This is a genomic window from Arthrobacter sp. H-02-3, from assembly GCF_003097355.1.
Lineage (GTDB): Bacteria > Actinomycetota > Actinomycetes > Actinomycetales > Micrococcaceae > Arthrobacter > Arthrobacter humicola.
In genome coordinates this window covers 62,070-81,028 of sequence record NZ_PYUI01000024.1, presented here as the reverse complement: position 1 = coordinate 81,028, position 18,959 = coordinate 62,070, and the positions used below count along the sequence as shown (strand labels likewise).

The 18,959-nt window shown below is 65.4% G+C and carries 17 protein-coding genes; 10 read left to right on the top strand and 7 right to left on the bottom strand.

Annotated features, from left to right (window positions below; all coding sequences use genetic code 11):
- Positions 1–539 precede the first annotated feature (539 nt).
- The 3 genes from C9424_RS18590 (at position 540) to C9424_RS18580 (ending at position 2,780) form a co-directional block, all read left to right on the top strand.
- On the top strand, positions 540–1,220 hold the full coding sequence (locus C9424_RS18590) for a hypothetical protein (protein WP_116768341.1): 681 nt from the start codon (positions 540–542) through the stop codon (positions 1,218–1,220).
- A gap of 94 nt (positions 1,221–1,314) precedes the next feature.
- Entirely contained in the window at positions 1,315–2,334 is a 1,020-nt protein-coding gene (locus C9424_RS18585) for an LLM class flavin-dependent oxidoreductase (protein ID WP_116768340.1), read from the top strand.
- 53 nt (positions 2,335–2,387) lie between these two features.
- A complete protein-coding gene (locus tag C9424_RS18580; protein ID WP_116768339.1) occupies positions 2,388–2,780 on the top strand; it encodes a VOC family protein in 393 nt (130 codons plus the stop codon).
- 88 nt (positions 2,781–2,868) lie between these two features.
- Here C9424_RS18580 and C9424_RS18575 read toward each other — a convergent pair whose 3' ends face one another.
- From C9424_RS18575 to C9424_RS18550, 6 genes are all read right to left on the bottom strand, one after another.
- Positions 2,869–5,724 carry an FAD-binding and (Fe-S)-binding domain-containing protein gene (locus tag C9424_RS18575; RefSeq protein WP_116768338.1) on the bottom strand — a complete coding sequence of 952 codons (2,856 nt, stop codon included), beginning with the start codon at positions 5,722–5,724 and terminating at the stop codon, positions 2,869–2,871.
- A gap of 44 nt (positions 5,725–5,768) precedes the next feature.
- Positions 5,769–6,908: a Glu/Leu/Phe/Val family dehydrogenase gene (locus C9424_RS18570; RefSeq protein ID WP_237563557.1), complete on the bottom strand. Its 1,140-nt coding sequence runs from the start codon at positions 6,906–6,908 to the stop codon at positions 5,769–5,771.
- A 133-nt stretch (positions 6,909–7,041) separates the two neighbouring features.
- Positions 7,042–8,571 (bottom strand): L-piperidine-6-carboxylate dehydrogenase, encoded by a 1,530-nt coding sequence (gene amaB / locus C9424_RS18565; protein ID WP_116768337.1) that lies wholly within the window; start codon positions 8,569–8,571, stop codon positions 7,042–7,044.
- 36 nt (positions 8,572–8,607) lie between these two features.
- The gene (gene hglS, locus C9424_RS18560) at positions 8,608–10,023 is read right to left on the bottom strand and encodes a 2-oxoadipate dioxygenase/decarboxylase (RefSeq protein ID WP_116768336.1); all 1,416 of its coding nucleotides are present in this window, start codon (positions 10,021–10,023) and stop codon (positions 8,608–8,610) included.
- 77 nt (positions 10,024–10,100) lie between these two features.
- Positions 10,101–11,291, bottom strand: coding sequence for an NAD(P)/FAD-dependent oxidoreductase (locus C9424_RS18555; RefSeq protein ID WP_116768335.1), 1,191 nt, complete (start codon positions 11,289–11,291; stop codon positions 10,101–10,103).
- 193 nt (positions 11,292–11,484) lie between these two features.
- Positions 11,485–12,150 (bottom strand): GntR family transcriptional regulator, encoded by a 666-nt coding sequence (locus C9424_RS18550; RefSeq protein ID WP_116768334.1) that lies wholly within the window; start codon positions 12,148–12,150, stop codon positions 11,485–11,487.
- Positions 12,151–12,399: 249 nt separating this feature from the next.
- On the opposite strand from C9424_RS18550, the gene C9424_RS18545 reads away from it, so the two are divergent.
- The 7 genes from C9424_RS18545 to C9424_RS18515 all read left to right on the top strand — a co-directional run bounded on the left by C9424_RS18545 (position 12,400) and on the right by C9424_RS18515 (position 18,309).
- Positions 12,400–13,245, top strand: a complete 846-nt coding sequence (locus C9424_RS18545; protein WP_116768333.1) for a substrate-binding periplasmic protein — start codon at positions 12,400–12,402, stop codon at positions 13,243–13,245.
- Between the two features lie 51 nt (positions 13,246–13,296).
- Positions 13,297–14,283 carry an ornithine cyclodeaminase family protein gene (locus tag C9424_RS18540; RefSeq protein ID WP_116768332.1) on the top strand — a complete coding sequence of 329 codons (987 nt, stop codon included), beginning with the start codon at positions 13,297–13,299 and terminating at the stop codon, positions 14,281–14,283.
- Positions 14,283–15,056 carry an amino acid ABC transporter ATP-binding protein gene (locus tag C9424_RS18535; protein WP_091252141.1) on the top strand — a complete coding sequence of 258 codons (774 nt, stop codon included), beginning with the start codon at positions 14,283–14,285 and terminating at the stop codon, positions 15,054–15,056. The genes C9424_RS18540 and C9424_RS18535 overlap by 1 nt, the downstream gene beginning before the upstream one ends.
- 3 nt (positions 15,057–15,059) lie before the next feature.
- On the top strand, positions 15,060–15,698 hold the full coding sequence (locus C9424_RS18530; protein ID WP_116768331.1) for an amino acid ABC transporter permease: 639 nt from the start codon (positions 15,060–15,062) through the stop codon (positions 15,696–15,698).
- On the top strand, positions 15,695–16,351 hold the full coding sequence (locus C9424_RS18525) for an amino acid ABC transporter permease (RefSeq protein ID WP_116768330.1): 657 nt from the start codon (positions 15,695–15,697) through the stop codon (positions 16,349–16,351). The genes C9424_RS18530 and C9424_RS18525 overlap by 4 nt, the downstream gene beginning before the upstream one ends.
- 21 nt (positions 16,352–16,372) lie before the next feature.
- Positions 16,373–17,608, top strand: a complete 1,236-nt coding sequence (locus C9424_RS18520) for an NAD(P)/FAD-dependent oxidoreductase (protein ID WP_237563556.1) — start codon at positions 16,373–16,375, stop codon at positions 17,606–17,608.
- Positions 17,609–17,685: 77 nt separating this feature from the next.
- On the top strand, positions 17,686–18,309 hold the full coding sequence (locus C9424_RS18515; protein WP_116768328.1) for a short chain dehydrogenase: 624 nt from the start codon (positions 17,686–17,688) through the stop codon (positions 18,307–18,309).
- 34 nt (positions 18,310–18,343) lie between these two features.
- Here C9424_RS18515 and C9424_RS18510 read toward each other — a convergent pair whose 3' ends face one another.
- Positions 18,344–18,853: an LURP-one-related/scramblase family protein gene (locus C9424_RS18510; RefSeq protein WP_116768327.1), complete on the bottom strand. Its 510-nt coding sequence runs from the start codon at positions 18,851–18,853 to the stop codon at positions 18,344–18,346.
- Positions 18,854–18,959 lie beyond the last annotated feature (106 nt).

Here is an 18,959-nt window from a genome sequence, read left to right as displayed (position 1 = left end):
CGGCCCAGACCCTGGTCGACCAGTACTTCCCGCCGGCCGGCGACACCTACTGGGTGCAGCGCCAAACCGGGCTGACAGCCACCAGCGGCACCGTCGTCGCCATCAACGACACCGCCCCCACCACCGACCGCTGGAACCTCGCGGTCATCGAAATCCGCGCCGCCCCCTAAGCAGCATCCGTCTCTACAAGTTGGGACGTGCGCCCGAACAGGTAGTCAGCACCCGCGAGACAGGTAGCCACCACTCTTGGGCCGGCACCCGCGACTCGGTTAGGCTCGGACCGCTGTGCCGGTAGACCCGGCCGATTGGCGGCATGACGCCACGCCGCAGTCAGGGCGTTGTCCCGAAATTTCACGGCAGCCGTTCTTATTCGACAGTTCCGGTCGGTATGCCACCGATGAAATTCACGTTCCACCATCGCGGAGCCTGACGTAGATGCTGCCGCAGCCCCGGGACTGCCTTCCGTGAGGAACACTGCAGGTGCCGCGGGCTCATCCTGCGGCGGCTTCGTTGTCTTCCGCTTGAACAAAGGATCAAAGATGAAAAGGGCAATCTTCGCATTCATCAGCGCCTCCATATTGTTGATGGCAGCTCCGCTGGCAGCGTCAGCCTCGTCCGTGGCCACGCCGGCGGGAGCCGCTGCGCCGTCGGTGGCCAACGCTTACAGTCCTCTTGCGGCGAAGTGGTGGACCTGGGCACTGAGCCAGCCGGCGGCCTCGAATCCGCTGCTCGACACCACCGGCTCGCAGTGCTCCAACCAGCAGTCCGGCCCCACGTGGTTCCTCGCCGGACTCTTTAGCACCGGTGGAAGCGTCACCCGCAGCTGCACCATTCCGGCCCACAAGGACCTGTTCTTTCCGCTCGCGAACGCCTTCGATATCGAGCCTCAGTCTGCCCATAAGACCCCCGCCTACGTCCGGGCGCAGGTCGCGCTGGCCGGCGTCAAAACCGGGGCAAGCAATCTGACGGCAACCTACGACGGAACAGCCGTACCCCCTGGCGCCGTGAAGTATGAAGAATCACCCATCTTTAACGTCACGCTGCCCGCTGACAACGTCTTCCGCGACCCGACGTTCGCTGGCTTCTACAACATGGGGGCTGATGCCGGCTACTACGCGCTGATCAAGAATGTGCTTCCGGGCACTCATACGCTGAATTTTACGGGGACACTCAATGGCCAAACGATCAATTCGACGTACACCCTGACAGTCACGCCATAAGAGGGCACCGACACTTCCAGGCAAGCCGGGGGAGTGGAACTGTGGCAGGTGCACTTCCGAAAGCCCGAGTCCTCATGACAATGTGTCTGTTCTGATGAAACGGATCGGTTTTCTCTCCTTCGGGCACTGGGGCGACGTCCCCGGTTCGCGCCTGCGTTCGGCCCGGGACGCCCTTCTCCAAGCGATTGAGCTGGCCGTGGCCGCGGAAGAAGTCGGCGTCGACGGCGCGTTCTTCCGTGTCCATCACTTTGCCCTGCAGCAGGCCTCGCCGTTCCCGCTGCTCGCCGCGATTGCAGCGCGCACCTCCCGCATCGAGGTCGGCACGGGTGTCATTGACATGCGCTATGAAAACCCGCTCTACATGGCTGAGGAGGCTGGCGCCGTCGACCTCATCAGCGGCGGCCGCCTGCAGCTGGGGGTCAGCCGTGGTTCGCCCGAGACTGTGTTAGCCGGCTACGAGGCCTTCGGGCACCTCCCCGCCGAGGGCGAGTCCGACGCCGACATGGCCCGCCGGCACACCGAGCGGTTCCGTGCCGCCATTGCCGGCCTAGGCGTGGCCCGGGCCAATCCGCAGCTCAGCGGGCACAGCGGGCTGGTCCCCGTTCAGCCGTTGTCACCAACACTGCCCGAGCGGATCTGGTGGGGTGCCGGAAATCGGGCCAGCGCCCGGTGGGCGGGGCAGCAGGGCATGAACCTCATGTCCTCAACCCTGCTGACCGAGGACACCGGGGTTCCTTTCGACCAGTTGCAGGCCGAGCAGATCGCCGGATTCCGGGAGGCCTGGGCTACGGCCGGCCATGCACACACGCCCCGGGTGTCCGTCTCGCGCAGCATCATTCCGCTGATCGATGACGAATCGCGGCGGTACTTCGGGCTGCGCGCCCAGGCCGATGCCCGGGACCAGGTGGGCTACCTCGACGGCGGCCTGGCCCGCTTCGGGCGCAGCTACATCGGCGAACCCGACCGCCTCATTGACGAGCTGGCCCGGGACGCGGCCGTGGCTGCGGCGGACACCGTGCTCGTCACCGTCCCCAACCAGCTTGGCGTGGACTTCAACGTCCGGCTGCTCGAGTCGATTTCCCGGAACCTCCGCCCGTCTCTGGGGTGGGATTGACAGCACCGGTCTTCTCGTTTCCAAAGGGATGCCTGCCGGAATACCATCCCGTCATGAATGCAAAACTTTTTGCCTACCTCAGTTACCCGGATGCACCCGCTGCCCTGGAATGGATGGAACGGGTTGGCTTCGACGTGGTCCGCTGTCAAGAGGGGGCTCCGGGGCAGGTCCTTCATGCAGAGGTCCGCCTCGGTGATGCTGTGCTCATGGTGGCGAGTAATGATGCCGAGTATCAGCGGCCCGGTCTCGTCGGCCGATCCACGGGCCAGGGGCTATACCTGCTCGTCGACGACGTTGATGATTTCCATCGCAACGCCCTGGCCGCCGGGGGAACGAGCCTGATCGAACCCGAAAGCACCGAATGGGGTGCCAGACGCGCACGGGTGCTGGACCCGCAAGGGCAGGAGTGGAGTGCGGGGACTTACGAACCTGGGGTCAACCCCTAGATGGGATTGCCCCAGCCGGGTGAGACTCCCAGCAACTGCGGCAATGGGCCAGCCGCCGTCGTTGATTGCCAGGCGGACATCCGCAGTGTTACAGCCGTGCAGCCCCTGGTGCTGCGTTCTTCCGTGCGTAGTCCGCGGAGCTGTCCAGTGCCTCCGCGATGATCTGGACGATGTGCCGGGAGTCGCGGCCTGAGAGATCGGCCACTTGGGTCCGGCAGGAGAACCCGTCAGCGAGGATGCCCCGGTCCGGGGAAGCCGCGACCTTGCCCAGAATTCCCTGTTCGGCAATGGCCACTGAGATTTCATAGTGGCCTTTTTCCATGCCGAAATTGCCGGCGAGGCCGCAACATCCGTTGGAGACCTCCACGTCGCAGCCCATGGACGTCAGCAGCTCCAGATCCTTCTGGTACCCCATGACGGCGTTGTGATGGCAGTGGGGTTGGGCAAGGACCAGTTCGCCGCTGGCGGGGGGTGCCCAATTGATGGATGTGAGGAATTCCGCGACGGTCCGGGTCCGGGCGGAGACCTGCCGGGCGCGGTCGTCGTCGGGCAGCAGTTCGAGCAGGTCCGAGCGGAGCACTGCCGTGCAGGACGGTTCGAGTCCGATCACGGTCCGGCCGTCGGCTACATGCGGGTGCAGGACGTCCAGGGTCTTCCTGAGGGCTGCCTTGGCCGCGGTCAGCTGTCCTGTTGAGATCAGCGTCAATCCGCAGCACGCGCCGGGGCCGGCAATTTCGATGTCACAGCCCGCGGCCTGCAGAACCTTGATCGCGGCCAGCGGGACATCGGGGCTCAGCGCGTCCGAGAACGAATCAACCCAGAGCAGGACCCTGTGGGCGGAGGACGCCGCGTGCCCTGCCGGGCCGCCCGCCCCCGCCAAGGCATGGAACGGCGCTTTCGGGAATGTCGGCAGGGACCGGCGGGGATCCGCCCCGGCGAGCCGCAGCATGGTCCGGCGGAGGATCCCGACGGAGGCAACTTTGTTGACCAGGGGGCCGAGCGGTCCGATCAGTCCCAGCCAGGCGGGCAACCGGCCGAGCGTGTAATGGCTGAGCGGACGCAGCCGGCCCTTGTAGCTCTGGTGCAGTGCCTCCGACTTGTACATGGCCATGTCGATGCCGGTGGGGCAGTCGCTGGCGCACGCCTTGCAGCTCAGGCACAGATCGAGGGCCTCATGGACTTCCGGGGACTTCCAGGACATGTCCACTACGCCGCCGTTGAGCATTTCCTGCAGGACGCGGGCCCGGCCCCTGGTGGTGTCCTTTTCATCCTTGGTGGCGAGGTAGGACGGACACATGAACCCGCCCTCCTCGCGGAGATCGGCCCGGCATTTGCCGACGCCAACGCAGCGGTGCACGGCGTTGGTGATGTTGCCGCCGTCGTGCGCAAACGCAAAACCGTCCGATGCCAGCAGGTTGCCGGCGTGCGGGCGGCGCAGGTGCGCGTCGAACGGGTCCGGATTGATGATGACGCCGGGGTTGAAGATGTCCTGGAGATCGAAGAGTGCTTTGAACCCGGCCATCGCGGCCAGGGCCCGGGGCGAATACATGGTTTTCAGCAGTTCGCCGCGTGCCCGGCCGTCGCCGTGTTCGCCCGAGAGCGAGCCGCCGTACTTGGCGACGAGCTCCGCCGCCGCCGTCAGGAAGCGGCGCATCACACCGGCATTGTCGTCCAGTGGGAAGTCGATCCTGACGTGGACGCAGCCGTCACCAAAGTGGCCGTACGCCAGCCCTGACACGTTTTCGCGGGCCATGAGTAGTTCAAGATCGCGAAGGTAGTCGCCCAGATGTTCCGGCGGGACGGCCGAATCTTCCCAGCCCGGCCAGGCCTGGGTCCCGGCGGCGGTCCTGCCGGCCAGCCCGGCACCGTCAGCCCGAATCTGCCACAACCGCGTGGCCTCCGGGCCGGCCGGAAGGATCAGCGAGTCGATGGCCCCGGCATCCAGGACCATCCGCTCGGCTGCCGCCACCGCCTCCTCCGACGTCGCTCCGCCCACTTCCACCATGAGCCAGCCGTTGCCGGCTGGCATCGTGGGGACGGCGTGCTCGCCTTTGGCGTTGCGGACCACGTCGACCAGCTGTGCGTCCAGGCCCTCCAAGGCCAGCGGACGGTGTGGAAGCAGGCCGGGAACCGCATCGGCCGCGGCCGGCATATCCGGATAGCCCAGGACGGCCAAGGCCGGGGCCGCCGCCAGCGGGACCAGCCGGACCTCGGCCTCCAGGATGATGCCGCAGGTACCTTCCGTCCCCGTCAGGGCGGCGGCCAGGTTGGCGCCGTTCTCCGGCAGGAGGTGCTCCAGGCTGTAGCCCGAGATTTGGCGGCCGAACCGGCCGAATTCCAGCCGGAGGACCTCCAGATTGGCCGTGATGAACTCATCGAGTCCGGGGATCCGGGCCGTGGCATCCTTGCCCGCGCCCAGCTCCACCACGTGTCCCGAGCCGGTGAGCCAGCGCAGCCGGTGCACGTTGTCCGCCGTCCGCCCGTACGAGAGCCCGTGCGGGCCGCACGCGTTGTTGCCGATCATGCCGCCGATCGTGCACCGCGTGGCCGTGGACGGATCAGGCCCGAACCGCAGCCCGTGGACAGCGGCAGCCCGCTGCAGGTCACTGAGGACAACGCCGGGCTGGACCACCGCCGTCCGGTTTTCCGGATCGATGCTGATGATCCGGTTCATGAACCGGCTGAAGTCCAGCACCAGTCCTGGCCCCACCGCGTTGCCGGCGCACGACGTCCCGGCACCGCGGCCGGTGACGGCAAGTCCGTGCCGGCGGGCAATCCTGACCGCCTCGACGACGTCGTCCGCAGTCTTGGGCATGACCACCACCTGGGGCACCACGCGGTAGTTCGAGGCGTCGGTCGAATATTCCGCCCGCCGACGGGTGCTGCTGTCGACGATGCCCGCAATTGCTGCGGTGAGTTCTTCGACAATCTGGTCAATGTTCATGCGTGGTGCTCTTCCTTGTCCCTGCGGCGTTGCGTGGTGGGAGGTTAGTGCTGCAGGGGCTTGCCGCGCAGCTCCATGGCCCGGCGGACACGGTTCTGGGCCAGTGAGCGGGCGGCATGGTGGGTGGTGGAATCCAGCTTTTCCGCCTCTGCCAGGACGATGGCCGTGTTCTCGCGGAGCTTGTGGGAGACCGTGGTGAAGATCTGCTCCGTCTCGGGACGGAACGGCGAATACCGGGACTCCATGGCGAAGGCTGCACTGACCACGCCGCCTGCGTTGGCGACGAAGTCGGGCACGACCGTCACGGACGCCGCGCGCAGCGCCTGCTGTGCCGCGGCGTTAGTGGGAAGGTTGGCGCCCTCCACCACGAGCTTGGCCGAGATGCCGCCGACGTTCCCCTCATGGAGGACATCCTGCAGGGCGGCAGGGATGGCGATTTCGGCGTCGACGAACAACTCGGTGCCTGCCGGGATAGCCAGCTCCGGGAACTCTCTGACCAGTCCGTCGCCGAGCCGCGGCCGCATGGCCAGCAGCGTGGGAATGTCCAGCCCGGCGGGATCGTGAAGCGCGCCCTCAGCGGTGGAAATCGACACAACGCTGTAGCCGAGCTCATGCAGCCGGGCCGCCGTGGCATGCCCGACGGCGCCGAAACCCTGGATGGCCACGCGCTGGCCCTGGAGGCCGATGGTTGCCGCGGCCTCATCCGTAACTTCGGCGACGCCGTAGCCGGTGATGCCCAGCTGGTCGTAGGGCACGCCGCCGAGGTCGTAAGGAGTGCCCACCGCGGCGCCGCGGTCGCCCAATTCGTCGATGATGATGGCCGCGTCGTTTTCCGTCAGCCCCATGTCCAGGCCAAAGACGTACTCGGACGGGACCTCATTGCTCAGGGCCCGGACAAAGGAGCGCAGGATCGCTTCCTTGTGGGGCGAGTTGGGATCGGCGCGGAGGCCGGCTTTGGCGCCACCGAAGAAAAGGTCGACGCCGGCCCACTTCCAGGTCATGACCCGGGCCAGGCGGGCAATTTCCTCGACGGTGACGCCGGGCTGCATCCGGGTCCCGCCCTTGCCCATGCCGCGGGCGGTGTTGTCGATGACCAGCACGCCCTTCATACCTGTTTTTGCGTCGCTGACCGTGACGATCTTTTCCGGTCCCCATTCATCCATCATGTCGAACAGACTGGTCATCGTTGGATACTCCTTCTGGGCTGGGGCCAAGTGTTCCGGGGCCATGTGTGCTGGCGGCTAAGTGATCTGACGGGGGGACGAGCCGCGGAGACGGTGCCGGACGAACCGGCCGGCACCGTCTCCGCCGGGGTGCCTAGAGGAACTTCACGCCCTGGGCGAGCGGCAGCTGTCCCGAGTAATTGACGGTGTTCGTGGCCTGGCGCATGTACACCTTCCACGAGTCGGAACCGGACTCGCGGCCGCCGCCGGTTTCCTTCTCGCCGCCGAAGGCGCCGCCGATTTCGGCCCCCGAGGTGCCGATGTTGACGTTGGCGATGCCGCAGTCCGAACCGCTGGCCGACATGAAGCGTTCGGCCTCGGCCTGGTCATTGGTGAACACGGCCGAGGACAGACCCTGGGGAACGTCGTTCTGGATGGCGATGGCGTCATCGAAGTCCGTGTACGTCATGACGTACAGCAGGGGTGCAAAGGTCTCGTCCTTGACGACGGCGGTCTGGGCCGGCATCCGTACGATCGCCGGCTCCACGTAGTAGGCGCCGGGCTCATCGTCGGCGTTCACGCGGCCGCCGCCGCACAGCACCGTGCCGCCCTGTTCCCGGGCCGCCTTGATGGCGGCCTGCATGCCATCGAAGCTGGACTTGTTGATCAGCGGCCCGATCAGGTTCTCCTCGTCCAGGGGAGTGCCGATGCGCAGCGTGGCGTAGGCATTGACAAGCTTGTCGGTCAGTTCGTCGACGATCGATTCGTGCACGATCAGGCGGCGCATGGACGTGCAGCGCTGGCCGGCGGTTCCGACGGCGGCGAAGACGATGCCGCGCAGGGCCAGATCCAGATCGGCCGACGGCGCAACGATCGCCGCGTTGTTTCCGCCGAGCTCGAGCAGGGCGCGGCCGAAGCGGCGGGCCACGCGGGGGGCGATTTCCTGGCCCATCCGGACCGAACCGGTGGCGGAGAGCAGGGCAACCCGTGGATCATCGACGATCACCTGGCCGCCGGACCGGTCCGCCAGGACCAGCTGGTGCAGGTCTGTCGGAGCGCCAACGTCCGCGACGGCGCGGGCCAGCAGGGCATCGGCGGCCAGTGCGCTGAGCATCGTCATGCCGGACGGCTTCCACACGATGGTGTCGCCGCAGACCAGGGCCAGTGCCGTATTCCAGGAGTAGACGGCGACCGGGAAGTTGAAGGCGGAGATGACGCCGACGACGCCCAGAGGGTGCCAAGTCTCCATGAGGCGGTGTCCGGGGCGCTCCGAGGGCATCGTCTTGCCATAGAGCTGACGGGACAGGCCGACCGCAAAGTCGCAGATGTCGATCATTTCCTGGACTTCGCCGAGAGCCTCGGACTGGATTTTGCCGGCCTCTGCCGTCACGATCCTGGCCAGGTCCTCCTTGTGCTCGGTCAGCAGCTCGCCCCAGCGCTTGACCAGATTGCCGCGGAGCGGCGCGGGCACATCACGCCACGTCTTGAACGCCTCGTGCGCCTGGCCAATCATCGTCTCGATGTCCGCCGGTGTGTTGACCGGCAGGGTCATCAGGACTTCGCCGGTCAGCGGAGAGGACGCCTCGTGCGGGCCTCCGAGGGCGTCAACGTTGACGCCGCAGGCTTCCAGCGCGTCGCGGACGATCGCCGCAAGTTCTGACGTTTGGGTGAGAGTTTCGGTCATCGTGATCTCCTGAGGTTGGTTGGTCTGGCGGGCTGATTAGTGGGTGATGGTGATGTTGAGGCGGTGGGCCAGGGCCGCGATCGATGCGTCCTGCTGCCGCTGGTAGAGATCGTTGGGGTCGTGGACTTCGGAGCCGACGATCTCGGACATCCGGTGGATGTCGTAGCTGGTTCCCAGCTGGGCTTCGTCCTTGGAACCCTCCTCGGTGAGGTTTGACTGGAAGATCCCGGCGGCAGAGCGGGGGAGGAAGTCTTCGTAGACGATGGGTTCCGGGACGGCGATCCCGGCTTCGACAAGACCGGCCAGGGAAGCGGTGCCGGCCAGGGGCGCACTTTGGAGGGAGGCACTGTCCAGGGCGGCGTCGTCAAGGCGGTAGGTGAAGAAGGCCAGTCCCTGCAGGGCGAGCTCCTTCTCGGTGCGGGGCAGGTTCTCCGCCCAGACCCCGGCCGCGACCTCGACGCGCGTCGTGCCGGCCGGGGCCACCACCAGCCGGGCATCGGTCTCGGCGACCATCCGGTCGTAGAGGTCGCGTCCCGCCACCGTCAGGGCCATCCCGCGGGCCTCGACCTCGCCGAAGCGCACACGCAGTTCACCTTCGCTGGTGGACCCGTCGGCGTACCGGAACACCCGGTTTTCACCAAGTGCCCGAAAGGACGTCTGGCGCAGGAGCAGGTCCGGCCCATCCCAGCGCGGCGGCCCCTGGATCTCATCGATCATGCTGATGCCACGGTCCTGCATGCGCTTGTACAGCTCATCGATATCCAGCACCCTGGGCGTGAGGTGGTTGATGTGCGTGGTGGAAACGCCCCCGATGTCGGAGGCGACGGCGGAGACCGCTTCCAGCTTCTTGTACCACTCATAGTCGACGGGGTCGCCGGAGAGTTCAAAGGCCGCGGTGGCCAGCTCCAGCAGCCGGTCGGCGTCGTCCGCCGGGAGACCGCCGTCCGCGGCGGCCTTGTCCGCCAGGGTGAGCAGTTCCTCACCGAACAGCTGCCGGGCGCCGATGAATGCGGCCAGCTCGGCGCGCAGCTCTTGGTCAAAGAACCGCGGATCCTCGGCCGCCAGCATGGAGGTGAAGACACGGAACGGATTCTTTGCCAGTTCGGCGCCGTCGATCGGGCGGAAGGCCGTCGAGACCACGGGAACGGAACTGGAGGACGCATCGCGAAGGTCGTAGAAGCCGACCGGGTACATCCCGAAGGCCGCAAAAACGCGGGCAACCTGGGCCATTTCCTTCGGGGAGCCGACGCGGATGGCGCCGTGGCGCTCCGCCGTCACCCGTGCGATGCTGCCCAGCCGCTCGGCTTCGGCGCCGTGCTTGGCGGCATACGCTTCGTTCACCTCGGTGGAAACCTCCACGAGCGTGTTGTAGGCAGGGACTTCCCTCCCGTACATGGCGGAGAGCCGCCGCGCGAACTCGGCTCGAAGTTCCCAGGTTTCAAGGGCGGTCATGGCGTGGTTCCTTTCACGATCATTGCTGATGGAGCGGGGGATGCGGCTTGAGCTGCGGATCGGCGGGGCGTTCCGCGCTAGATGATGTGCACTTCCTGGATGAGCTGGTCGGCCGTGCGGAAACGATCGGCGGAAAACGAAGTGTGGTCCATGAAGGATTCCCGGTCCAGGTAGAGGTCCCTGACGAGTTCGCCGACGGCAGGGCCCTGCAGGAAGCCGTGGCCGGAGAATCCCGTGGCATAGTAGAAGCCGCCTACTGAGCTGGACGCTCCGATAAGCGCATTGTGATCCGGCGTGTTCTCATACAGACCGGCCCATCCGCACTCCAGCTCCGGGGCCTCCAGCGCGGGGGCGCACACGCGGGCCGCTGCATTGAACTCGGGGAGCCATTCATGGGTGAAGTCACGGGCGAAGCCGGGCTCCTGGTTCGAGTTGGAAATCCCCAGGAGCATGCCGTTGCGGTAGTTGTGGAAGTACATCGTGGTGGACAGATCCAGCGTGAACGGCACGGTGGGCATGGGGGAGCTCATCTGGCGGGTCATGCCGATCTGCCGCCGCACCGGGACAACCGGCAGGTTGACGTTGACCATGTCGCCCACGCGCCGGGACCAGGCGCCGGCACAGCAGATGACGGCATCGGTGGTGATGGTGCCGCGGTTGGTGGTCACTGAACTGATGCTTCCGCCTGAGGCGGCCATATCCATGACTTCCGTGTGCTCAAGGATGCAAACGCCCAGCGCGGCGGCCGCGTCGGCGTACGCCTGGACCACTTTCCCCGGTTCGGCAAAACCATCCTCCGGTGAGAACGATGCGCCGATCAGGGCTTCCTGGCGGAGGAAGGGATTGATGTCCACAGCCTCGGCGGGAGAAATCATCCGGCTGGTGCTGCCAAGACCGTTTTGGATGACGGTGCTGCGCTCGCAGTCCAGGAGTTCGGATTCGCTGCGGCACAGGAACAGGTAACCTACCTTGCGCAGTCCGATGTCAGTTGAGAAGCGCTGCCCGAATCCCTCAAACGCGCGCAGGCTGCGCTGGCCAAGGACAATGTTTGCCGGATCCGAGAACGTCGCCCGCACGCCGCCAAGGGGTTTGGACGATGATCCTGCGCCGAGGTCGGACCGGTCAACGAGAACTATGTTGCGTACACCGGCTTCGGCCAGGTGGAACGCGATGCTGGTTCCCATGATGCCGCCACCGATGATGACGACCTCTGCATGCGAAGGCTGCCGGATTCCGGCGGGAAGCTGGAGCGAGACCACATTTGACATTGATCGTCCTGTCTCAGTTGCGGAAGCATACCCACCGCTCTGTGGGTATCAACTATCGGTAATGGGTTATATATAACCATCTTGGGGTTCGATGTGATCTACGTCAAGCAAAATTTTCAGACAGATTCTCCGGCGGCCGGTGACGGCAGGGGACGCGGGAAAGTGCGCGGCAGGTCCGCCGTCGGCGTCCCGGTTAGGGCAGCGAGTAGCTGAGGTGCTGGACCATGAGGGACTCGACGAGCGTCCGGTCGCCGGCCATCAGGGCGGCCAGGATGGGCCCGTGTTCAGCGGCGCTGGTGGCGAGCAGTCCGCGTTCGGCCAGGTGGTAGGAGCCGCTGATCCGGCTTTGGTCCCGCAGGTTCTCAATGATCTTCGTCATTCGGGTGTTGCCCAGCAGTTCGACGATGGCCAGGTGGAATTGCTGATCGTGTTCGAGGTAGTCGACCATTTTGTCGGGCTTGGCCGTCGCGAGCGTGGCCTCTGCCAGCTCTGTGAGACGCTCGGCGTCGGCAGGGGAGACCCCTTGTTCGGCAACGCGGCCGACTGCGGTCACCTCGATCAGCAGGCGGAGGTCGTAGACCTCTCTTTGGTCCTTCGGGGTCATCTCCACGACCCGGAATCCGCGGTTCCGCACCACTTCAAGGAGACCCTTTTCGCTCAGCGCCATCATGGCCTCGCGGACAGGGCTGTTGGAGACGCCGAGCTGGGTGGCCAGGGCGTTGGCTGAATAGATCTTGCCCGGCTGCATGTCACCGGACATGAGGGCGTGGCGGACTATGGAGGTGGCCTCGTCCTTGAGGGTGACCCGGCCTTCGCCCAGCTCGGATATTCCCGCAACGGCAATTCGCTGTTCCTGCATTTCGCTCCTCAGACGGTGGTCCTCACGGCTAACACTAAGACACAACCTGTGCGCCGCCGGGAAAGGTCGCGACGATTTCCGACTTGTTTCCACATATTCTGCGGCGATTTTTAATGCTTGACATCCACGGGCAATGGATGGAGATTGGTAATCGACAATCGATAGTGTGTCATACATCACCAATTACTCCGATGTGCATCGAACCGTCGGACACCGAACAAACTTCAGCTCTGATCAAAGGGGATCATCATGAACACTCGCAAAATCTTGGTGGGCGGCACATCAATTGCCCTGCTGGCGCTCTCCCTGTCCGCCTGCGGCGGCACCGCCGAGAGCTCCGTTGCCAAGGGCTGCCAGCCGGCATCAACCTTCAAGACGATCTCCGCTGGCTTCCTGACCGTTGCCGCCCCCGAGTTCCCCCCGTTCTCGTCCGATAAGGACGGCAAGCTCACCGGTGTCGACGCCGACATCATCAAGGAGTTCGCCGCCAAGAACTGCCTCGACATCAAGGTCGAGGCGACGTCCTACGCCGGGACCATCCCGGCCGTCCAGAGCGGGCGCGCCGACGTCGCCATCGGCTGCTACTACCGCACGGCCGTCCGGGCCGACATCGTCAGCCTGTCGGCTCCGGTCTACACCGACGAGATGGGGATCATTTCCGAGTCCGGGGTCAAGGACATTAAGGAGCTCGAGAGTATGAAGGTGGGCACCGTCGACGGCTACCTCTGGGTGCCGGACATGAAGAAGGTCATGGGCGCCAATCTGACCATCTACCCCAGTGCCGTGGAGATGCAGGCAGACCTCAAGGCCGGACGCATTCAGGCCGGCATCGACGGATTCGGCTCCGCCGTCCAGATGTACAAGTCCGATGCCAAATACAAGGTTGCAGGCGCCAGCGCCGACGCCCGCGTCATTGCCTCCAAGGAGCCTGCCCAGATCGGTTTCCCGATCGGCAAGGACAACGCCGACATGACCAAGGCCGTGGATTCCTCCATCGCAGCCATGAAGTCCAGCGGCAAGATCGCGGAGATCGTGAAGTCGTATGGCCTGCCGGAGTCGGCCGTCGAGACCGGTGAACCCCGCCTGGTGAAGTAGGAACGCCTCCCATACACCGTTCCGGCACCGCGAGCAAAGGAAACCGATTCCATGGATTCACCTGCCACCCCTACCTGGCCTCAACGGTCGGCACCCGTCTTCCTCGACGGCGCTGCCATCGCGTCGGCACTGACGGCGCGCGAGGCCGTGGCCGCCATGGAATCGGTCCTGGCCTCCGGGTTCGATCCCGAAACGAGCGCACCAAGGACCCGGGTGGAAACGGGCAGCGGAACGTTCATGCAGATGCCGGCGAGCCATGGCCAGTACGTCGGCACCAAACTCCTGACCATCACGCCGGGCAACGCAGGGTCCGCGTCTCCGGTGATCCAGGGACTCTACGTGCTGTTCGGCGGCCACGACCAGCGGCCGCTGGCCGTGCTCGATGGCGTCGCGTTGACCGAACTGCGGACGTCCTCCGTTTCGGTGATGGGGGCCAAGCTTCTGGCTTCGCCCGGACCTAAGCGTCTCGTCGTGTTCGGCACAGGGGTGCAGGCGTGGGCCCACATCGAGGCATTTGCCGAACTCTTTGAGCTGGACAGCGTTGACATCGTCGGCCGCAACGCGGAAGCAGCGGAGCGGCTTGTGAAAAATGCCGAAGGACTCGGCCTGCCTGCCGCCGTCGCCGGTCCGGAAGCCGTACGGGAGGCCGATCTCGTCATTTGCGCGACGGCGTCGCCGACCGCCCTCTTTGACGGCGCCATGGTGAAGGAATCCGCCGTCGTGGTGGCCATCGGGTCCCATGACAGGGAGCACCGCGAGCTCGATGACACGCTGCTGGCCAAGGCCACGGTGTGCGTGGAGTCGAGGGATTCCGCAGCACGGGAGGCCGGCGATGTCATCCAGGCCATGGAATCAGGTGCCATCGCCGGGGCCGCCGACCTGATCACCCTGGCCGACCTTGTTTTGAAACGCCGGGAGGTGGCCGCGGACCGTCCGGCCGTCTTCAAGACCACCGGCATGCCGTGGGAGGACCTTGCGGTCGCGACCGCCCTCTACGAAGCCTGCACCCGGCACGACTATGAGAAATGGAACAACTGATGATTGAACCGACTATCCGGACCGGAACACCCGTGGTCCAGGTGAAGAATCTTGCCAAGGCCTACGGTTCGAACGTGGTGCTTCGTGACGTCTCCTTGTCCGTGCCGGAGGGATCAGTCACGGCCATGATCGGGCCCAGCGGCGCCGGGAAGAGCACCGTCCTGCGGTGCATGAATCTCCTGGAGCAGCCGGACAGCGGCGAAATCGAGATTGATGGACACCGCATCAACGCCGGCAGGAAGCCCAACCCAAAGAATCTGGCAGCCCTGCGCCGCAGCGCCGGCATGGTCTTCCAGCACTTCAACCTTTTCCCGCACATGACGGTCCTGAAGAACATCAGTTTGCCCCAGGAACGGGTTCTTGGACGCAGCCGCGACGAGGCCAACGAGAAGTCCATGGAGCTGCTCAAGCGCATGGGCCTGGCCGACAAGGCCGACCAATATCCGTCGCGGTGTTCCGGCGGCCAGCAACAGCGCATCGCCATTGCCCGGGCGCTGGCCCTTGGCCCGCGGGTGATGTTGTTTGACGAGCCGACCTCGGCGCTGGATCCCGAAGTAGGGGTTGAAGTGCTCGAGGTTATGAAAGAGCTCGCGTGCACCGGCATGACGATGGTGGTGGTGACCCACGAGATGGCGTTCGCGGGAAACGTTGCCGACGAGCTCGTCGTGATGGCCGACGGCGGAATCATCGAAAAGGGCGAGCCCGGACAAATCCTGCAGGATCCACAGCACGAGCGCACGCGCCGGTTCCTCCGCGCCGTACTGGAGCGCTGAGCCATGGAGATGCTCCGGGCCATCGCCATCGGCTTGCCGCTCACAGTCCTCGTGACCATTCTGGCCCTGATGATCGGGACGGTTGTCGCGCTGCCCATCGTTGCCGGGCTGCGGAGCCGGAACCGGCTCGTCTGGCTGATGTCGCGCGGGCTGGTTGACCTGCTGCGAGGAATCCCGCCCGTGGTGTGGCTCTTCATCCTGTACTACGGCGTCTCCATCGGCGCCATCCGGCTCACCGCCTTGCAGGCCGGCGTCCTGGGCCTTGGCGTGGTGGCCGCAGCTTATCTCGCGGAGATCTTCCGCGGCGCCATCTCGTCAATTCCCAAGGGCCAGTGGGAGGCCAGCTCGGCGCTGGGCTTTCACCGGGCCACGGTCTGGAGCCTAATCATCGGCCCGCAAACGGCGCGGGCCGTCGTTCCGGCCTACACCACGTTTGCCATCGGGCTGCTCAAGGATTCCTCCATCGCGTCGTCCATCGGCGTGGCCGAGATCGTCTTCATGTCCAGCCAATACGCCCGGCAGTCCGGCGAAGGCATCATGGTGTTCTTCGTGGCCGCCGGTGTCTACATACTATTGAGCGTTCCGCTGGGACTGCTCTCGAGGCACCTTGACATCAAGATGCGGAAGGCGGTGGCCCGATGAACAACCTGGTCGATGTCGCAATCCAATACGGGCCGACACTCTTTGACGGACTCAAAGTCAGCCTCACCCTGACGCTCCTGAGCCTGGCCTTTGGACTGCCCCTGGGGCTGGTCTTCTCCTTCGGCGTGACCGCCCGCAACAAAACGTTCCGCTACCTGTCGGTGTTCTTCGTCGAAGTGGGCCGCGGCGCGCCGGCCCTGGTCCTCCTGCAGCTCATGTACTACGGCCTGCCGAACGCCGAGATCACCCTCAGCTCCATGGCCTCGGCATGTTTGGCCCTGACCTGGACGACGGCGGCCTATAGCGCCGAGCTGATCCGCGGCGGCATCCAGTCGGTGCCGCCGGGTGAAGTCGAGGGATCCCATGCGCTGGGCATGAGCTACCGGGACTGTCTGAGGTTCGTGGTCATCCCGCAGGGATTGCGTATTGCCCTCCCTTCGCTGATGGGCTTCGCAGTACTCCTGTTTCAGGCGACGTCGTTGGCCTATTCAGTTGCCGTCCCGGAACTCATGAGCCAGGCGTACTCGATCGGCTCGTCCACGTTCCAGTACCTGCCGGTGTTCATCATTGCCGGCCTGCTCTACGCTGGCATCTCGATCCCCGCAACATGGCTGTCCGTCTTCGCGGAACGCATGCTGAGCCGGCACCTTTAGACGATGACAAGGAGCAACCAGATGAACACACCGCAATCGGCCATAGTCGTCGGCGCCGGCATCGTTGGACTGTCGACGGCCTGGCACCTGCAGCAACGGGGGCTATCCGTCACCGTCGTGGACAAAGTCGGGCCGGCCGCCGGAGCGAGCTGGGGCAACGCCGGCTGGGTGACCCCGGGCCTGGTCATGCCCCTGGCTGAGCCGGGCGCCTGGAAGCACGCCCTGCAAAGCCTGACCGATCCGGACGCCCCGCTGCACGTGCCGCTGCGTTTCGACCCGCAGCTGTGGAAATTCCTCCTGCGATTCGCCGCGAACATGAACGCCCGGACGTGGCGGCAGACCATGTTAGCGCTCCAGCCCATCACGACGGCCGTCGATGAGTCCTTCGCCGAGCTCAAGGCGCACGGCATTGCCTCACCGGTCATTGCGGCGCCCTACGTTGCAGGCTTCAGCAGCGCGAGGGCCGCCGCGGCGTTCCGGACGGAACTGGAACATCTCCACGCCATGGGCCAGAGCATCGGTGTCAGCACCCTGGCCGACGGGAACCGTCCGGCGGTGCTCTCCGACGCTGTGGCGCACGGCCTGGAGATATCCGGACAGAGCTATCTTGATCCGGGTGACTTCGTCTGGGACCTTGCCCGGGCCTTTAAAGCCTGCGGCGGCCAGATCATGGACGGCGCCAATGTATGTTCCGTTGGCGCCGGGCCGTCGTCGGCAAGCGTGACGTCCGACGACGGCAACCGGCTCACGGCCGACGTCGTCGTCCTTGCCACCGGCGCTTTGCTGCCCAGGCTGGCCACTCGGTGGGGGCTGAGAATCGGCGTCCAGGCCGGCCGGGGCTACTCGTTCACCGTCGACGGCGATTGCCTGCCGGCCGGACCTCTCTACTTTCCGGAACAGCGGGTTGTCTGCACGCCCTATCAGGGGGCGCTGCGGATCGCGGGAACCATGGAGTTCCTTGATCCGGACGAGCCTCTGAATTCTGCCCGGCTTGAGTCAGTAGCGCGAGCCGTTCGTCCGCTGCTGCGGGGCATCGACTGGCCGTCCCGTCGCGACGAGTGGGTGGGCTCCCGCCCGATCACACCCGACGGTCTGCCCGTTGTTGGGCGCCTGGCCTCGGACAGAATTTATGCGGCCGGCGGACACGGCATGTGGGGGATGGTTTTGGGACCGGCAACAGGCAAGCTACTGGCCGAACACATCGTGACGGGTGCCGTGCCGCACCAGCTAGCGGCGTTCAACCCCCTGCGGAGATAAATGCGCAGATAGATGCGCAGATAGGACCGTCAACCGGGGGTTCCGGTTGCACATTCTCAACAACGAAGGGCACATTCATGCGAATCCTCGTCATCGGCGCCACCGGAACCGTCGGCCAAAACGTGGTGCGGGCGTTGTCCGCACACCACGACAAGGCCGGGGAAGGGCAGCTGGACATTATCAGCGCGTCACGGTCGTCGACCGAACATCCCGTCGATTGCCGGGACGATGCCAGCGTCGCGGCCCTCTTTGACAGGGTGGGGACGGTGGACGCGGTGGTCAGCACCATCGGGGGAGCCAAATGGGCATCAGCATCGGATGCGACCCTGGATACTTACGCGTCGACCGTCAACGGCAAGCTGCTGTGCCAGATCCGCATCACCCTGGCGGCCCGTGGCCATGTCCGGCCCGGCGGATCCATCACCCTGACCAGCGGGATCGTGGGAAATTATGCATTCCCGGGCGGATCGCCCAGCGCCATCGCCAACATTGGCCTTGACGCCTTCGTGAAAAGTGCCGCTGCGGAGCTGCCGCACCTGCGGTTGAATACCGTTAGCGCCACGGTGCTGGAGGAGTCCGCTGATGCCTATGCGGCGGTGTTCCCCGGTTTCGCTGCCGTTCCCGGCGCCGTGGCGGCCGCGGCCTTTGTCCGCAGCGTCTACGGTTCCGAAACGGGGCAGACGATTAGGGCCTGGTCATAGCAGGGAGGGCGCTTCCTGAACGCCACGGACTATGTCAGTGGGTCGTCAACGACTCGATGGCGACCGTGATCGCGAGGATGAGCGGGACGTCCTGGCCCGCGGCGACGTCGACGCCGTAGGAGTCACGCACGCGGAACCACTTCTTGGAGATCGTGGCGACGGTGTGGCCGTCGCGTTCGATCTCGTATTCGTGGTCGACGATGTTGCCGTGCGCCTTCATATCGGCGCCGTCCTTCACATCGATGGTGAAGCGATCGCGGAGCCCGATCAGCGCCTTGTGGACAGTCGCGGCGGTGTCGCCGCCGCGTTCGATGGCGACCTTGTCCCGGAGCGAGAGCTTGCGCTCCTGGATCCGCGCCACCTCGTTTCCCGAGGCGTCCTCCAGGACGAACGTGTCCCGGACGCGGAGCGCCTTGCCATTGACCTTGTACGCGCGCTGGCCCTGGTCGTTTTCGATCCAGAAGTCATCCCCGATCGAGAGAAGTTTCTCGCGCATCTGAAACCGTTCGCCCGCGGGTTCGTGCCGGTGCCGTAGTAGTCCCATGTTTTGACCATAGGTCCGGTTCGCCGGCCGGCGCCTCACCCGAACCGGATGGTCACCGCTGGTAACCTGAACATAATTGTTTGAGTAATCGGATGGGCAGGTAGGC

Bases quoted from the DNA above. Each gene is read 5' to 3' on its own strand.
- C9424_RS18590 (WP_116768341.1), top strand. From the start codon at position 540: ATGAAAAGGGCAATCTTCGCATTCATCAGCGCCTCCATATTGTTGATG.
- C9424_RS18585 (WP_116768340.1), top strand. From the start codon at position 1,315: ATGAAACGGATCGGTTTTCTCTCCTTCGGGCACTGGGGCGACGTCCCC.
- C9424_RS18580 (WP_116768339.1), top strand. From the start codon at position 2,388: ATGAATGCAAAACTTTTTGCCTACCTCAGTTACCCGGATGCACCCGCT.
- C9424_RS18575 (WP_116768338.1), bottom strand. From the start codon at position 5,724: ATGAACATTGACCAGATTGTCGAAGAACTCACCGCAGCAATTGCGGGC.
- C9424_RS18570 (WP_237563557.1), bottom strand. From the start codon at position 6,908: ATGACCAGTCTGTTCGACATGATGGATGAATGGGGACCGGAAAAGATC.
- amaB (WP_116768337.1), bottom strand. From the start codon at position 8,571: ATGACCGAAACTCTCACCCAAACGTCAGAACTTGCGGCGATCGTCCGC.
- hglS (WP_116768336.1), bottom strand. From the start codon at position 10,023: ATGACCGCCCTTGAAACCTGGGAACTTCGAGCCGAGTTCGCGCGGCGG.
- C9424_RS18555 (WP_116768335.1), bottom strand. From the start codon at position 11,291: ATGTCAAATGTGGTCTCGCTCCAGCTTCCCGCCGGAATCCGGCAGCCT.
- C9424_RS18550 (WP_116768334.1), bottom strand. From the start codon at position 12,150: ATGCAGGAACAGCGAATTGCCGTTGCGGGAATATCCGAGCTGGGCGAA.
- C9424_RS18545 (WP_116768333.1), top strand. From the start codon at position 12,400: ATGAACACTCGCAAAATCTTGGTGGGCGGCACATCAATTGCCCTGCTG.
- C9424_RS18540 (WP_116768332.1), top strand. From the start codon at position 13,297: ATGGATTCACCTGCCACCCCTACCTGGCCTCAACGGTCGGCACCCGTC.
- C9424_RS18535 (WP_091252141.1), top strand. From the start codon at position 14,283: ATGATTGAACCGACTATCCGGACCGGAACACCCGTGGTCCAGGTGAAG.
- C9424_RS18530 (WP_116768331.1), top strand. From the start codon at position 15,060: ATGGAGATGCTCCGGGCCATCGCCATCGGCTTGCCGCTCACAGTCCTC.
- C9424_RS18525 (WP_116768330.1), top strand. From the start codon at position 15,695: ATGAACAACCTGGTCGATGTCGCAATCCAATACGGGCCGACACTCTTT.
- C9424_RS18520 (WP_237563556.1), top strand. From the start codon at position 16,373: ATGAACACACCGCAATCGGCCATAGTCGTCGGCGCCGGCATCGTTGGA.
- C9424_RS18515 (WP_116768328.1), top strand. From the start codon at position 17,686: ATGCGAATCCTCGTCATCGGCGCCACCGGAACCGTCGGCCAAAACGTG.
- C9424_RS18510 (WP_116768327.1), bottom strand. From the start codon at position 18,853: ATGGGACTACTACGGCACCGGCACGAACCCGCGGGCGAACGGTTTCAG.